9 protein-coding genes are annotated in these 14595 nt (G+C 68.4%); 2 read left to right on the forward strand and 7 right to left on the reverse strand.

Features of this window, described 5'->3' with window-relative positions; all coding sequences use genetic code 11:
• Positions 1 to 229 precede the first annotated feature (229 nt).
• The 7 genes from WDC87_RS20580 to pilG all read right to left on the reverse strand — a co-directional run bounded on the left by WDC87_RS20580 (position 230) and on the right by pilG (position 12237).
• Positions 230 to 694, reverse strand: coding sequence for a chemotaxis protein CheW (locus tag WDC87_RS20580; protein ID WP_005418442.1), 465 nt, complete (start codon positions 692 to 694; stop codon positions 230 to 232).
• A complete protein-coding gene (locus WDC87_RS20585) occupies positions 691 to 2028 on the reverse strand; it encodes a chemotaxis protein CheB (RefSeq protein WP_088496837.1) in 1338 nt (445 codons plus the stop codon). Before WDC87_RS20585 ends, WDC87_RS20580 begins: the two co-directional genes overlap by 4 nt.
• Positions 2015 to 8746, reverse strand: a complete 6732-nt coding sequence (locus WDC87_RS20590) for an Hpt domain-containing protein (protein WP_188240733.1) — start codon at positions 8744 to 8746, stop codon at positions 2015 to 2017. Before WDC87_RS20590 ends, WDC87_RS20585 begins: the two co-directional genes overlap by 14 nt.
• A 100-nt stretch (positions 8747 to 8846) precedes the next feature.
• The gene (locus WDC87_RS20595) at positions 8847 to 10883 is read right to left on the reverse strand and encodes a methyl-accepting chemotaxis protein (RefSeq protein WP_049415562.1); all 2037 of its coding nucleotides are present in this window, start codon (positions 10881 to 10883) and stop codon (positions 8847 to 8849) included.
• A gap of 41 nt (positions 10884 to 10924) precedes the next feature.
• Positions 10925 to 11455 carry a chemotaxis protein CheW gene (locus WDC87_RS20600; protein ID WP_005418454.1) on the reverse strand — a complete coding sequence of 177 codons (531 nt, stop codon included), beginning with the start codon at positions 11453 to 11455 and terminating at the stop codon, positions 10925 to 10927.
• A complete protein-coding gene (locus WDC87_RS20605; protein WP_005410717.1) occupies positions 11455 to 11817 on the reverse strand; it encodes a response regulator in 363 nt (120 codons plus the stop codon). The genes WDC87_RS20600 and WDC87_RS20605 overlap by 1 nt, the downstream gene beginning before the upstream one ends.
• A gap of 18 nt (positions 11818 to 11835) precedes the next feature.
• The gene (gene pilG / locus WDC87_RS20610; RefSeq protein ID WP_005418455.1) at positions 11836 to 12237 is read right to left on the reverse strand and encodes a twitching motility response regulator PilG; all 402 of its coding nucleotides are present in this window, start codon (positions 12235 to 12237) and stop codon (positions 11836 to 11838) included.
• A 240-nt stretch (positions 12238 to 12477) separates the two neighbouring features.
• Here pilG and gshB point away from each other — a divergent pair, with 240 nt between their 5' ends.
• Positions 12478 to 13425, forward strand: a complete 948-nt coding sequence (gene gshB / locus WDC87_RS20615; protein ID WP_061478899.1) for a glutathione synthase — start codon at positions 12478 to 12480, stop codon at positions 13423 to 13425.
• On the forward strand, positions 13425 to 14309 hold the full coding sequence (locus WDC87_RS20620; RefSeq protein ID WP_151354840.1) for an energy transducer TonB: 885 nt from the start codon (positions 13425 to 13427) through the stop codon (positions 14307 to 14309). Before gshB ends, WDC87_RS20620 begins: the two co-directional genes overlap by 1 nt.
• Positions 14310 to 14595 lie beyond the last annotated feature (286 nt).

Genomic DNA, 14595 nt, shown 5'->3' on the forward strand with positions numbered 1-14595 from the left:
GGCGGCGCGCGCGGGCCGGGGGCTGGGGGGGGGGGGGTGGGTCGGGGCGGGGGGCGGGGCCCGCGGCGCGGGCCCGCCGGGCGGGCGGGGCGGGGGGGGGGGGGGGGGGGGGGGGGGGGGGGGGGGGGCGCGGTCGTAGGGGGGGGGGGGGGGCCGGCCCCGCCCCGGCGCCCAGCCGGGGGGGACGCGGGGGCCCCCCCCCCCCCCCCCCCACTACCGGTCTGGTGGATCAGGCGGCGAGCGAATCCAGCGCCGCTTCCAACGCGTCCAGGTTCGGCAGCAGCGCACTCTGCTCACCCAACAGCACGCGCATGTGCACGGTCTGCGGCAGGGTTTCTTCGGAGGCGTCGGCCAGCAGGCCATCGCGTGGCACCGAGATCAGCTGCGGGAAGTTCTGCGTCAGCAGCGCGTAGTACGGGCGCTGCGCGTTGCCGCTGAGGGACTTCAGCACCACCACCTTGTTGTGGCCGGCCACGGTCTCTTCGCCCAGCCCCGAAAGGCGCGCGAACGACACCAGCGGCACCTGCCAGCCGTGCCAGCCGATCTCGCCTACCAGCCAGCGCGGCGCATCGGAGACCGGCTGCACCGGCACGCGCGACATCATTTCGGCCACGGTGGCATTGGGCAGCAGCACGCGCTCGTTGCCGGCCTGGATCAGGACGCCGCGGATTTCGTCATTGCTGGCATAGCTCATGGTGCGTCTCCGTTGTCGTCCTGCTCACCCCAGCGCGCGGCAATTGCCTGCGCCAGTTCCTGCGGTTCACCGGCCACCATGCCGGCAGCCACCACGGCGGTGGCCGCCGCCGGGTCATAGCAGCCCTCGCCCACCTGCCCGGCCACCCACGCACCGGCGGCCGCCAGGTCCAGCGCCGGGCCTACGTGGGCCAGGTCGGCACCGCTGAGCAGCACCAGTGCGGTGTGTTCGGCCGGCAGCGAAGCGAGCGAAATACCGTTGGCATCGCTCTGGAAATGCAGGCCATCGCTGGCCGCGCGCACGCCGATATCATCGGCCAGCACGTGCACCTCGCCCGGCACCGCGTGCTGGCCGGCCTCGGCCAGCTGCACCGGCAACGGCGAAACACGGGACATCTGCTTGACCAGGTTGCCGTAGCGGCCACCATCCAGACGCATGTGCACCAACACCGGCACGCTCAACGACGCAGGCAGTGCGCCGAGCAGGCGACGCAACGCATCCGGGCCACCGATGCCGGCCAGCACCAGCAGCGATGCGGCACGCGCACCGGCCGGGGCGGCGGCATCCAGATCGACCAGGCTCAAATGATCGGTATCGAACGAGGGCTGCGGCGCGACGACCGGCGCCACGGCTTCTGCCGATACAGGTGCTTCGATCGATTCCTCGACCAGCGACCAGGCGGTGTGATCGAAGGAGACCGGCGGTGTCGCGGGCGCCGCCGGTTCGGCCAGTGCCTGCGGCGCCGAAGGCGGATCCAGAGGCTCGGGCACGACCGGCTGCAGCGCCGCCAGGGCCTGCTCCAGCGCGATCGGTTCGTGCAGGTCTGCCGGTGGCGAATACAGGCCGTCGGCCGGAACGTCATCGGCCCAGCTCAGCGCCTGTTCCAGGTGCGTGCGCAGGGCTTCTTCCTGCGGCGCCGGCGCGGGCGCCGGATGACCAGGCTCCAGCTGCAGGCTGGGCTCTTCTTCGGCGCCCGGCGGCAACACCTGCTGGTGGCCGTGCAGCTTGGCGGCCAGGTGGCGCCCCCAACGTTGCGCCTCCCAGCCGTCGCGGCGGGCGGCCAGCTCAGCCTCATCGAACACCAGGGTCAGCCCCGGTGCCGAGAGCGCGGATTCCAACCGTTCCAGTGCGTCCTCGATGGCAGCTTCCAGCGCGATCACCACGAACTGCGGATCCGCGGCCTGCAGGACCTGCGGCTCCAGGCCGTTCGGATCATCTTCCAGGACCAGCTGTACATCGGCATGCGCCAGTGCCTCGCGCAGGCGTTCACGCGCCGCACCGGGGCGGGCCAGCAGGGCGACGGCCGGGGCCGGATGGGTTTCACTCACGGACACGGGCGATCCCCAGCAGGTCGTACACGTTACGCATCAGGTCCAGTTCCTGGTACGGCTTGCCCAGATAACGCTGGACACCGATCTCGAAGGCACGCTGGCGGTGCTTGTCGCCGCTGCGCGAGGTGATCATCACGATCGGCACATCCCTGTAGCGCGGATCGGCACGCATCACAGTGGCCAGCTCGTAGCCGTCCATGCGCGGCATCTCGATGTCCAGCAACATCAGGTCCGGCACGCGCTCTTCCAACCGCTCCAGTGCTTCCACGCCATCGCGGGCGACACTGACTTCGAAGTTGTGGCGCTCGAGGATGCGGCCGGTCACCTTGCGCATGGTCAGCGAGTCATCGACCACCATCACCAGCGGCACCTGGCGTTCGTCGCGCGGCGCATTGGCCAGCACCGGTGCCGTCGGATTGGCCAGGAAGCGGCGCACCAGCGGCGCGACGTCCAGGATCACCACCACGCGGCCATCGCCGGTGATGGTGGCACCGTAGATGCCCGGTACCGATGCGATCTGCAGGCCGACCGGCTTGACCACGATTTCGCGGTTGCCCAGCACCTGGTCGATCGCCACGGCTGCACGCAGGTCACCGGCACGGACCAGCAACAGCGGCACCTGGTCCTGGCCATCGGCACGCGCCGGGGCCTGCCCGACCAGGCTGCCGAGGTCATACAACGGATAGTCTTCGCCGCTGTAGCGGTAGCTGCTGTCGGCGGCCTCGAAACGTTCGCGCGACAGGCGGCCGATACCGCTGACCGAGGCCACCGGCACGGCGAAGGTGGTCTCGCCGATCTGCACGAACACCGCCTGGGTGACGGCCAGCGTCTGCGGCAGGCGCAGGGTGAAGCGCACGCCCTGGCCGCGCACCGACTGGATGTCGACCGAGCCGCCCAGCTGGCGCACTTCGTTGCGCACCACGTCCATGCCCACGCCACGACCGGCCAGCTGGCTGACCTGGTCGGCGGTGGAGAAACCGGAGGCGAAAATCAGGTTGTCCAGTTCCTGATCGTTCGGCTGCGCGTCGGCGGCCAACAGGCCACGGTCGATTGCGCGGCGGCGGATCGCTTCGCGATCGAGGCCGGCACCGTCATCGGCCACTTCCAGCACGATTTCCGAGCCTTCACGGTGCAGGCGGATGGCAACTTCGCCCTCTTCCGGCTTGCCGGCGGCGCGGCGCTGTTCCGGCGCTTCCAGGCCATGGGCCACCGAGTTGCGCAGCATGTGTTCGAGCGGCGCGACCATGCGGTCGAGAACATTGCGGTCCAGTTCGCCGTGGGTGCCTTCCAGGGTCAGGTGCACCTGCTTGCCGGTATCCATGCCGGACTGGCGGACCACGCGGCGCAGGCGCGGCACCAGGCCATCAAACGGCACCATGCGCGCGCGCATCAGGCCGTCCTGCAGCTCGGAGCTGACGCGCGACTGCTGTTGCAGCAGCGAATCGTACTGGCGCGACAGATCGTCCAGCACCCCTTGCAGGCCGCCAAGGTCGGCCGCCGATTCGTTCAGCGCACGGCTGAGCTGTTGCAGCGTGGAGAAGCGGTCCAGCTCCAGCGGATCGAACTTCTGGTCTGCCTGGTCCTGCTCACGTTGGTAGCGGGCGACGATCTGCGCTTCGGTTTCCAGGTCGAGCCGGCGCAGCTGGTCGCGCAGTCGCGCGTTGGTGCGCTCCAGCTCGCCCATCGCACCACGGAACGCGCCGAGCTGCTGCTCAAGGCGCGAGCGGTAGATCGCCACTTCACCGGCATGGTTGACCAGGCGGTCGAGCAGATCCGCGCGCACGCGCACCTGTTCCTGCTGCGGGCGTGCCAGCGGATCTTCATCGACCACGCCTTCGGCCGGCAGCGGTGCCGACAGCGGCGCGTCGAGCAGTGCCGGCGCCGGGCTGGCAACCGGTGCAGAAGTGGCTTCTGCGACGCTCGGCACGTTGGCTGCGGCTGCGGCTGCAGCAGCCGCCGCAGCGATATCGGTGGTGGTACGCACTTCGAACGCGTGGACCAGGTCCTGCGCCGGTTCCACCACGCGGTGGTCACCGGTGCGGGTGAGCAGCTGGTGCAGGCGATCGAATCCGCGCTCCAGCAACTGCACATCGCGGCGTTCGATCTCGGTGCGACCAGCGGCGACGGCTTCCAGCAACGATTCGATGCTGTGGCCAAGATCGCCGATGGCGTTGATGCCGGCCATGCGTGCGCCACCCTTCAGGGTATGCAGGTCACGCTGCAGGCCGGCCAGCACCTCGCGGTCCTGCGGCGCATCGCGCAGCTCGCTGATCAGGCCATCGCAGTGGTCGAGCAGGTCCTTGCCTTCCTCGACGAAGATGTCGACCAGCTCGCGATCGTAGACGCTGAAGTCGAGCGTATCGGCGCTGTCTTCCGGCACCGGGATGTCAAGGACGTCGGGTGCCACGGTTTCAGCCACGTCGGCGTCAGGCACGCCAACGGCCGGGGCATCCGACGCGGTATCGGCCTCGGCATCGGCAGCTTCGGCGTGGACTTCCACCTGGCCCGGCGCGTCTTCCAGTTCGAAGAACCGCACCGGTTCGGCGGTGGCCGGCGCTGCGGCCTCCGCGATCTTCTCATTCACCGTCGCCGGGGACGGCTGATCGGCGCTCTCTCCTTCACCGATCGCCGCCTCCCCGCCGACGTCCGCATCCTCGGCAAAGGCTTCCGCCTCGCCCGGCGCGAGTTCGCTGGCCTGCAGGCCGAGCACGGACCATTGCCCGTCGTCGGCCAGGGGCTGCTCTTCGTCGATCACGTGCAGGCCGGCCTCGAGCGCGGCGTCCAGCGAGACCGGTTCTGCAAACCCCGGCGCAGCCATTTCATCCTGCAGGCTCGACAGCTCGCTGTCGAGTGGCAGTGCAGCAGGCGTCTCGAATGCCTCAGGGTCAGCGACGTGCACGTGATCGAACGAGGACGCATTCAGGTCAGATGCGACGGCTTCGACAGCATCCGGAATCTCTTCGGCATCGCGGTCGTCGACCGGCAGCGCACTGGCATCCAGGTACGGCGACAGATCGTCCACGACGGTCAAACCGGCATCGTCGGCCAACAGCGGCGCGCTTTCGGCCTCCGTCTCGACACCGTCTACCTCAACGCCCGGAACATCGTCGGCCACCTGGATCGATTCGACCACCGGTAGCGACGCCGCTCCCTCACCCGGTACCGACGGCCATCCGGCATCGAAGTAGCGCGAAAGATCGTCGCTGGCGGTCAGCTCACCGACCTCCAGCCCGCCCTCGCCCTCGATCGCAGCATCCTCGACCGGGGCTTCGGCGACATCGGCAACTGCCTGCGGTTCCTGCTCCGGCGCGACGGACGAAGGCGGTACCGCATCGGTTTCAGGCGCGATGGCTGCCGAGGCGTCCGCATCCCATTCCGCCGTCGGTTTGTCATCCAGCGCCAGCTCGGCTTCGTCGTCCTCCAGGCCCACCATCGGCCAGCGCGCTTCCGGCAACTCGCTGGCCAGCGCCTGCAGGCGCTGTGCCAGTACCTGTTGCGGTGCGATGCGCGGCTGTTCGGCCTGCAGCGCTTCCATGGTGGCGGTGATCGCCTGCGCGGTCGCATCCAGCGCGGCCACGCCTTCATCATTCGGCACCACCTCGGCGGCCAGCGCACGCTTGATGTAGGACTCGGCACCGCCGGTTACAGCCGTGATCTCGGGCACTTCGGTCATCGCGAAGGCGCCGTTCATGGTGTGCACTGCGCGCAGGAGTGCGTCGCTGACCGGCTGCGGTGCCTGCTGCGCCGAACGCAGCCAGTCCTGCAGGGTGGCCTGGTGGACTTCCACCTCGGCCTCGAGAATCTCGCGCAACACGCTGTCGATGTTGGCCGGCGTGCCGGTGGTTTCGGCCTCCTCGGCGGTATCGGCCAGCGCCGAAGCGGCAATCTCCGCGTCGAGAATGCGGCTGATCTCGTCTTCGCCCTCGGCTTCGGCCACCGGTGCAACCGGTGCAGTGGCCCCAGGCAGGGGGACGTAGTAGGTTTCCTCGCCTGCACCGACACGATCGGCGATGGCCTGCATGGCCTGCAGGTCGACGCTGATGCGCTGGCCATGGCGCAGCGCCGCGTTCAGCTGGGGCAGCGCCGCATGCGCGTTGTCGACCATCGCCAGCACGGCGGGGGATGCAGCGCGGCTGCCATCCAGCACGCGGTTGAGCATGCCTTCGATCTTCCACGCGAACTCACCCAGGGTGCGTGCGCCGACCAGGCGGCCACTGCCCTTGAGGGTATGGAAGATGCGGCGGATCGGGCGCAGCCGGTCCATGTTGTCCGGCTGCATCCGCCATGCCGGCAGTAGCGTGCCGAGATTGGCCAGCTCATCGTCGAACTCTTCCAGGAACACCTCGCGGATGTCCTCGTCGATGTTCTCGGCATCGTCGTCGAAACCAGCGTCGAAGCCCGCATTGGTGTCGGCATCGGTCCCGGCAACGGCCGAATCCACCGCCTCCGGCGCTGCCGCAGCGGCCATCGCCTGTGGATTGAAGCCGGCAGCGGCCGCACTCAACTCGGCGAAGAACTGGGCGTCGGCCTCGCTGAAATCGATCGGCGCGATGGTGTCGATATCGATCACCGACACGGCCGGCGCCGAGGTTTCCGCTGCCGGGATGGGCGCTTCGATCGACGGCGGCGTGATCAACGTTGCCGGCAGGTCATCCGGGGCCTCATCCACCTCGGCCAGCACTGCGGGCGATACATCGGCCAGCGGCGGGACGACGGCATCGACGATCTCCAGCGAAGGATGCAACGCGGCGTCATCGTCCAGCGACAGCGTTTCCATCGCATGCAGCGACAGCACGTCGTCAGCGTTGTCCAGCGCGTCGGCATCGAAGCGGAACACCACGTCGTCGGCCACGGCATCCTGTTCGGCCGCCACCGGGTCGAATACCGGTGCAGCATCGAAAGCGGTCGCGGAGGAATCCACCGCGTCCGTCCTCTCATCGATCACAGGCGCTGCGGTGTCCTCAAGCATCTGCGGCGCCTCGGACAGCGACCACTGCGGTGCACCGGGGGGGCCGCTGTCAGCCAGTTCGAAGCTGACCGGATCGAAACTGGCGAAGGTCGGGCTGCGCTCGTCATCGGCAGGCACGATGGCGTCGGCCTCCGGATGGAACGGCGCCAGCTCCCACTGCGGGACATCCGGCGCAGGTGCGCTGGACGCCGCGAAGACCAGCGATGCCCCCGCATCGTCGTGCGTCGGCGACGGCGAAGCATCGATATCAGCCTTGCTGGCGGCCACGGCGGCCACGGTGCCCAGTGCGCCGAACATCAGGCGGTTGTCGGACACCATCGGCGCCGGCGAGGCCGGCGGCGGATCGAAGGTGAAGTCCGGCAGTGGCACCGGCACGTCGCCGGCAGCGGGCGCCGCAGGCTGCACCGGAACCTCGACGCGCTCCGGCTGCAGGGGCTCGGCCTGCAACGCAACCGGCTCACGTTCGACCGGCAGCAGTGCCGGCGCGTCCGGCGCGACGGCATTGTGCTCCGGCAGCGGCCAGTAGCGCAGAGCCTCGAGGCTGCTGCGGGTGATTTCGAGGATGTCCTCGCGGCCCGGGCGGCGGTCGCGCAGGGCTTCCAGGTAGTACTCCAGGCTGGCCATGGCATCGGCCAGGGTGTCCAGCTGGCGGCCACTGGGCACGCGCTGGCGGCCGATCAGTTCGGCCTCGATGTACTGCTGCACGCCGCGCAGGTAATCGGCGGCGGTACCCAGGTCGAGCATGCGCAGCGCGCCGGACACATCGCCCAGCAGGCGTGGTACATCCTGCAGCTCGGCATGGTTCCAGCTGGTTTCGATGAAGGCGACGAAATGCTCGCGGGCAGCGGCGAAGTTGGCGATGGCTTCATGCGCCAGCACCTCCACCGTGCGCCGGTTCTCGACCGCGCTCGGATCGTCCTCGCCACTGCCGCCGGCGCCCAGATGGGCAACCTGGTCGTCCAGCGAGGCATCGACGTACAGCAGTGCACCGGCAATATCCAGCAGCAGGTTCTCGTCAATCTGCTGGCGACCTTCGACCACGCCGCGCAGCGCATCGCGCTGCTGCACGACCACGCCGCGGGCCACGCCCAGGCCCATCATGCCCAGCGTATCGGCCACGGCGCCGAGCTCGTTGGCCTGGGTCTGCAGCTGTTCCGGCGCACCACCGGTGCGCAGGTGCAGGTCAAGCGCATCCTTGATGCGCAGCAGTTCTTCCTTCACCGCACTGCCGACCGTGTCGAGCAGCTCACGGTTGCGTCCGCTCAGGCTGCCACGGGCATGGTCCAGCTCGGCCTCGGTGGCGGTGACGCTCTCCGGCGCAAAGGCCAGCAGCACACTGTCAGTGACGCCTTCTTCGCCGCGCGACGCACGGATCTCGTTGAGCAGCGGCATCAGCACGATCGGAATGTCGCGATGGCCGTTCTGCAGGCGTTCCAGATAGTCGGGCAGCAGCACGCTGCCACGCATCAGGGTTGCGCAGGCTTCATCACGGTCGGCCACGCGACCGGCGCCGATGGCATTGGCCAGCTGCTCCAGTTCTTCGGCCACCATCGCCGGGGCATACAGCTCGACCATGCGCAGGGTGCCCTGCACCTGGTGCAGGTAGCCGGCGCAGATGCGCATGCGGCTGGCATCGGTCGGGTCTTCGGCGTAGTACTCGACCTCGTTGCGCACCTGGCGCAGGGTCTCGTCCAGCTCGGGCTTTACCCAGCCCAGCGCTGCGTGGCTCATCGCATCGCGCAGACTGCTCATGGACGCGCTCCGTTCGCCGCCGCGCGGTGGCCGCGCGAGTTCTGGCGTGGGGAATGGAAATGCTTCATCGACTGGTTCCTTGCTCGCCGCCCTGCCCGCGTCACGCCGGCAGCTTGAAGTCGGCGACCGAACGGCGCAGGTCCGCCGCCAGCTGCGCGAGGTGGCCGATCGACTCGGCGGTCTGTCCGGCACCCTGCGAGGTCTGCCCGGTGATCTGCCGGATCACGCCCATGGTGCGGGTGATGTCCGAGGCGGCGGCCGACTGCTGCTGGGCGGCGATGGAGATGTTCTTGATGAGGGTGTTCAGCGCGTTTGACACGCGTTCGATCTCGGTCAGCGCGGTACCGGCGTCCTCGGCCAGGCGCGCACCAGACACCACTTCGGCCGTGGTCTGCTCCATCGAGGTGACCGCTTCATTGGTGTCGGCCTGAATGGCCTGGACCAGGTTTTCGATGCGTCGGGTCGCACCCGAGGTGCGTTCTGCCAGGCGCTGCACTTCGTCGGCCACGACCGCGAAACCGCGGCCCGCTTCACCGGCCGACGCGGCCTGCACCGCCGCGTTCAACGCCAGGATGTTGGTCTGCTCGGAGATGTCGTTGATCAGTTCCACGATCGAGCCGATTTCCTGCGACGACTCGCCCAGGCGCTTGATGCGCTTGGAGGTTTCCTGGATCTGGTCACGGATCTGGTCCATGCCCTGGATGGTCTCGCGCACCACGCCGGCACCTTCGGCAGCGATCACCACCGAGCGCTGTGCCACGTCGGCCGACTCGGCCGAGTTGCGCGACACCTGCTCGATGCTCGCCGCGATCTCCCCGATGCGGTCCGAAGCCGAGGTGATCTGGTTGGCCTGGTGCCCTGCGGCCTCTGCCAGCTGCATGGCGGTGGCCTGGGTTTCCTGGGTGGACATCGCGACCTTGGCCGAGGTGTCATTGATGGTGGTCACCAGGTGGCGCAGCTCGTCGACCGCGTAGTTGATCGCGTCGGCGATCGCGCCGGTCATGTCCTCGGTCACCGAGGCCTTCACCGTCAGGTCGCCCTCGCCGAGCGAGGAGATTTCGTCCAGCAGCCGCATGATCGCCTGCTGGTTGCGGCTGTTGAATTCCACCTGGGTCTGGTAGCGCAGTTCCTGCTCGCGCGAGCGGCTGCGCACGTTGGTGGAGACGAAGCCGATGATCGCGATCAGCGACAGCGCACCGGAGACCACGCCAATCCAGAAGTTCGGGAACAGGCGGGTGTCGGATACCGAGCCGAACGAGGAGAACGCGTCGAACAACTTGCGGCTGTCATCCAGCATGTGGGCCGAACCCTGGCCCAGCGCGGTGGCAGCGGACTGCGCCGCGAACAGCTGGCGCGAGCTGGCCAGGATCGCGTCGGCGTCCTGCTTCATCGCTTCCCACTTCTGCTGCGACTGTTCCAGCGCGGCCACGGCGGCGGCACCGCGCACGGCGGTGATGCCCAGTTCCTCGTTGCCGTTGCGCAGGCCGTCGAGCACCTGCGAGAACACGGTGATGTCACGTGCCAGCGCATCGCCGGAGGTCGCCGCGGCGCTGCCACCGGCACGCATTTCGGTCACGCGGCGGGCCATCGAACCGGCCACCACAACCTGCTGCAGCGCGCTGTACACCTGCGACGACGGCGCGCCGGAAGCGGACATCGCACGCACCAGCTCGTTCAGCTGGGCCTGCAGGCCCGGCACTGCGCCGGTGAAGTTGTTCGCGTTGCCGGCCAGCGCCAGCACGGCCGGTTCGCTGGCCACCAGCTGCCCGGCCTGCTTGCCCAGCGGCGCCCAGGTCTCGCCGAGGGTGGCGATGGCACCGGCTACGCCCGGCTCCTTGCCGTAGCGTCCCTGCAGGGTCGACACGTTCTGCTCGATCGCGTTGCGGGTGGCCTTGAAGGCGGTGAAGGCCTGGGCGTTGCCGCCGACCGCGTCACGTCCCTGGTTGGCCAGCTGCTGCGACAGCACCTGCAGGTCGGCGGCCTTGGAGCCGGCGTCGGCAAGGCGGCTGCCCTGCCAGGTGGCGACGCCGGTGTTGACGCCGAACAGGATCATCGATGCCAGCAGCAGGAACAGCCAGAGGTTGCTGCCGCCCAGCCGCAGCTTGCCGGTCTTGGTGGCGTCCGAAGCAGTACTCATCGTTCAACCTCGATCTTCAATGCAGGGGGCGATGCCCGGCCTCAGGCCGCGGCTTGCCGGAATTCAGGGGTGCGCGACAGCAGCGAGAGCGAGAACACGCCCCAGTCATGGCCGTCGGCATGGAAAGCACGATCGACGAAATGCCCGTAGCGGCCTTCGGCCAACGTGCCCGCTTCGATCTGCTGGTCCAGCTCGAAGCTGCGCTGGCCGAACAGTTCATCGATGGTCAGTGCGACGTCGCCGCCGGCCTGGCGCATGATCAGCACGCGCTGGCCTTCCTGCTGCACGGTGCGCGTGCCTTCCAGGAAGTACTTCAGGTCGACCACCGGGAACAGGTTGCCGCGCAGGTTGCCCACGCCCAGCAGCCAGGGCTGCGCACAGGGTACCGGGGTCACCGGCGGCATCGGTACGATTTCCACCACTTCGCGGAAATCGGACACCAGCCGGCGCTGGCCGACGCGGAAACCCACGCCACGCCACAGGTCCTGGGCAAACTGCTTTCCGGGCAGCTGCACCGCATGGGCCAGGCTGCGCCGTTCATAGGCTTCAAGGATGTCGAAGGGCGAGCGCATCAGGCCACCAGTTCGTTGATCCGCGCGATCAGTTCATCCTCGCGCGGCGGCTTGACGATGTAATCGGCGGCGCCCTGGCGCAGGCCCCAGGCCTTGTCGGTTTCCATCGCCTTGGTGCTGACGATGATCACCGGGATGTGCTTGATCGCCGCATCACGGGCCATCGCACGGGTCGCCTGGAAGCCGCTCATGCCGGGCAGGACCACGTCCATCAGCACCAGCTGCGGCACCTGGTCGCGGACCAGCTGCAGGCCATCCTCGGCGTTGTCCGCTTCCAGCACTTCGTGGCCGGCACGGCGCAGCCACTGGGTGAACACCGCGCGGTCGGTCGGTGAATCCTCGATCAGGACGATACGAGCCATTGTGCCTTTCCCCCCTGGTCAGGCGTTGACGTATGTGCGGATGGCACCCAGCAGTTCTTCACGCGTGAAAGGCTTCGTCAGGTACTGCTCCGAGCCGACGATGCGTCCCCGCGCCTTGTCGAACAGGCCATCCTTGGACGACAGCATGATGACCGGGGTCGCCTTGAACAGCTGGTTGCCCTTGATCAGCGCGCAGGTCTGATACCCGTCCAGGCGCGGCATCATGATGTCGACGAAGATGATCTGCGGCTGCTGGTCTGCGATCTTGGCAAGCGCTTCGAAGCCGTCGGTGGCGGTGACCACCTCGCAGCCTTCGCGCTTGAGCAGCGTTTCCGCAGTCCTGCGGATGGTCTTCGAGTCATCGATGACCATCACCCGGAGTCCTGCGAGTTCCCCGCCCGCAGTCGTGTTTTCAGTCATTGCCTATCCCCAAGCGCACGGCCCGATCTCTGGCGGGGGCCGCTGCGAAAGCGTATCTATATCGCACTTTCCGCGCCCGCTTCAAGGCCGCCCCACGGCGCGGGGCATGGCCCCCTCCTGAACGTGACGGGTTTCGCAATGAGTGCGCGACCGCCGGGCGGACGCTGCGTTGCAGTATGGCGGGGAGGCGCGCGACCGGCGTTGCCGCTACCATCAACGCCTTGCCTGACAGGTGCGCCCATGCCGTTGAACGTCATCGTGGTGATGGACCCCATCGCCCACATCAAGATCGCCAAGGACACCACCTTCGCCATGCTGCTGGAAGCCCAGCGCCGCGGCCATGCCCTGCACTACGTGCGGCCGGGCGGACTGGCCCTGGAAGGTGGCGTGGCGGTGGCCCAGACCGCGCCGCTGCAGGTGCGCGACGACCCGGCCGGCTGGTATGAGCTGGGTGAGTTCAGCCGTACCGAGTTCGGGCCCGGCCAGATCGTGCTGATGCGCAAGGACCCGCCGGTCGACGCCGAGTACATCTACGACACCCAGGTGCTGGACGTGGCCGCCGCTGCCGGTGCCTGCGTGGTCAACAACCCGCAGGGCCTGCGCGACTACAACGAGAAGCTGGCAGCCCTGCTGTTCCCGCAGTGCTGCCCGCCGACCCTGGTCAGCCGCGATGCCAAGGCGCTGAAGGCCTTCGCCCTCGAACACGGCCAGGCCGTGCTGAAGCCGCTGGACGGCATGGGCGGCCGCTCGATTTTCCGCAGCGGCCAGGGCGATCCGAACCTGAACGTGATCCTGGAGACACTGACCGACGGCGGCCGCAAGCTGGCGCTGGCCCAGAAGTTCATTCCCGACATCACCGCCGGCGACAAGCGCATCCTGCTGGTCGACGGTGAACCGGTCGATTACTGCCTGGCGCGCATTCCCCAGGGTGACGAGTTCCGCGGCAACCTGGCGGCCGGCGGCCGTGGCGAAGGGCGCCCGCTGAGCGAGCGTGACCGCTGGATCGCCGGCCAGGTTGGCCCGGAGATGAAGCGTCGTGGCATGCGCTTCGTCGGCCTGGACGTGATCGGCGATTACCTGACCGAGGTCAACGTGACCAGCCCGACCTGCGTGCGCGAGCTCGACGCGCAGTACGGCCTGAACATTGCCGGCACCCTGTTCGACGCGCTCGAGGCCGGCCTGCGCTGATGCCGTCCGCACCCGCCGTTCTGCCCCCGCCGCCACGCGAAGCGCAACGGCTGGGGGCCACCATCGCACTGTCGGTGCTGGTCCACGCCCTGCTGATCCTGGGCGTGGGTTTCGCCGTGAAGGGCGATGCTCCGCTGGTGCCGACGCTGGAAGTGATCTTCAGCCAGACGCGCACCGCACTGACGCCAAAGCAGGCTGATTTCCTTGCCGCCGCCAACCAGGAAGGCGGTGGCGAGCACGACCGCGCACAGCGTCCGCGCGACAACCAGGCCGGCATCGTGCCGCAGGCCCGGTCCGGGTTGAGCCCGGTGCCGCAGCAACAGCAATCGGCCGCCCCGGTTCCGCCGCCGCAGGCACGGGTGGTCAGCAGCCGCAACGGACAGGATACGGTGGCACAGGCGCAGGCCCAGCCAACCCCGGAACGCCCCGAGCCGGACGCGCCGTTGAGTGCACGCGAGCAGCGCGATGTGGAGATGGCGCGACTGGCTGCCGAAGTGCATCTGCGCTCGGCGCAGTATGCCAAGCGCCCGAATCGCAAGTTCGTGTCGGCCAGCACGCGTGAATATGCCTATGCCAATTACCTGCGCGCCTGGGTCGACCGTGCCGAGCGCGTCGGCAACCTGAATTATCCGGACGAGGCCCGGCAGCGCCGGCTCGGCGGCCAAGTGGTGATCAGCGTGGGCGTGCGGCGCGATGGCAGCGTGGAGAGCAGCCGCATTCTGCGTTCAAGCGGGACGCCGCTGCTGGATGAAGCGGCGCTGCGGGTGGTGAAGCTGGCGCAGCCGTTCCCGCCATTGCCAAAGACCGAGGACGAGATCGACATCCTGCAGGTGACCCGCACGTGGGTGTTCCTGCCGGGCGGCGAACTGCGCGACGACCGGTAGGGTTTTGGTGCCCGGGCCTGCGGCCCGGGACCCGCTGAAGGGCTAGAGCAACAGCAACAGCAGCGGTTGGTGTACTGAAGCTTGGCGGGGGGGGGGGGGGGGGGGGGGGGGGCGGCCCCCTCCCACCGTCTGTCGTTCGTAGCCGCCCGCACCCCCCCGCCTCCACCCCCCCCCCCCCCCCCCCCCCCCCCACAAACCCTCCCCCCCCACACATTTTCGTTTTTTTTTTTTTTTTTTTCTAATTAACAAAAACCGCATGAATTTTATACACAATCGTCCCCATTAT

This window comes from Stenotrophomonas maltophilia group sp. Smal12, assembly GCF_037079935.1.
Taxonomy (GTDB): Bacteria; Pseudomonadota; Gammaproteobacteria; order Xanthomonadales; family Xanthomonadaceae; genus Stenotrophomonas; species Stenotrophomonas sepilia.

Excerpts from the sequence above, each read along its gene's own strand:
- WDC87_RS20580 (WP_005418442.1), bottom strand. The coding sequence starts at position 694 with ATGAGCTATGCCAGCAATGACGAAATCCGCGGCGTCCTGATCCAGGCC.
- WDC87_RS20590 (WP_188240733.1), bottom strand. The coding sequence starts at position 8,746 with ATGAGCAGTCTGCGCGATGCGATGAGCCACGCAGCGCTGGGCTGGGTA.
- WDC87_RS20595 (WP_049415562.1), bottom strand. The coding sequence starts at position 10,883 with ATGAGTACTGCTTCGGACGCCACCAAGACCGGCAAGCTGCGGCTGGGC.
- WDC87_RS20600 (WP_005418454.1), bottom strand. The coding sequence starts at position 11,455 with ATGCGCTCGCCCTTCGACATCCTTGAAGCCTATGAACGGCGCAGCCTG.
- WDC87_RS20605 (WP_005410717.1), bottom strand. The coding sequence starts at position 11,817 with ATGGCTCGTATCGTCCTGATCGAGGATTCACCGACCGACCGCGCGGTG.
- pilG (WP_005418455.1), bottom strand. The coding sequence starts at position 12,237 with ATGACTGAAAACACGACTGCGGGCGGGGAACTCGCAGGACTCCGGGTG.
- gshB (WP_061478899.1), top strand. The coding sequence starts at position 12,478 with ATGCCGTTGAACGTCATCGTGGTGATGGACCCCATCGCCCACATCAAG.
- WDC87_RS20620 (WP_151354840.1), top strand. The coding sequence starts at position 13,425 with ATGCCGTCCGCACCCGCCGTTCTGCCCCCGCCGCCACGCGAAGCGCAA.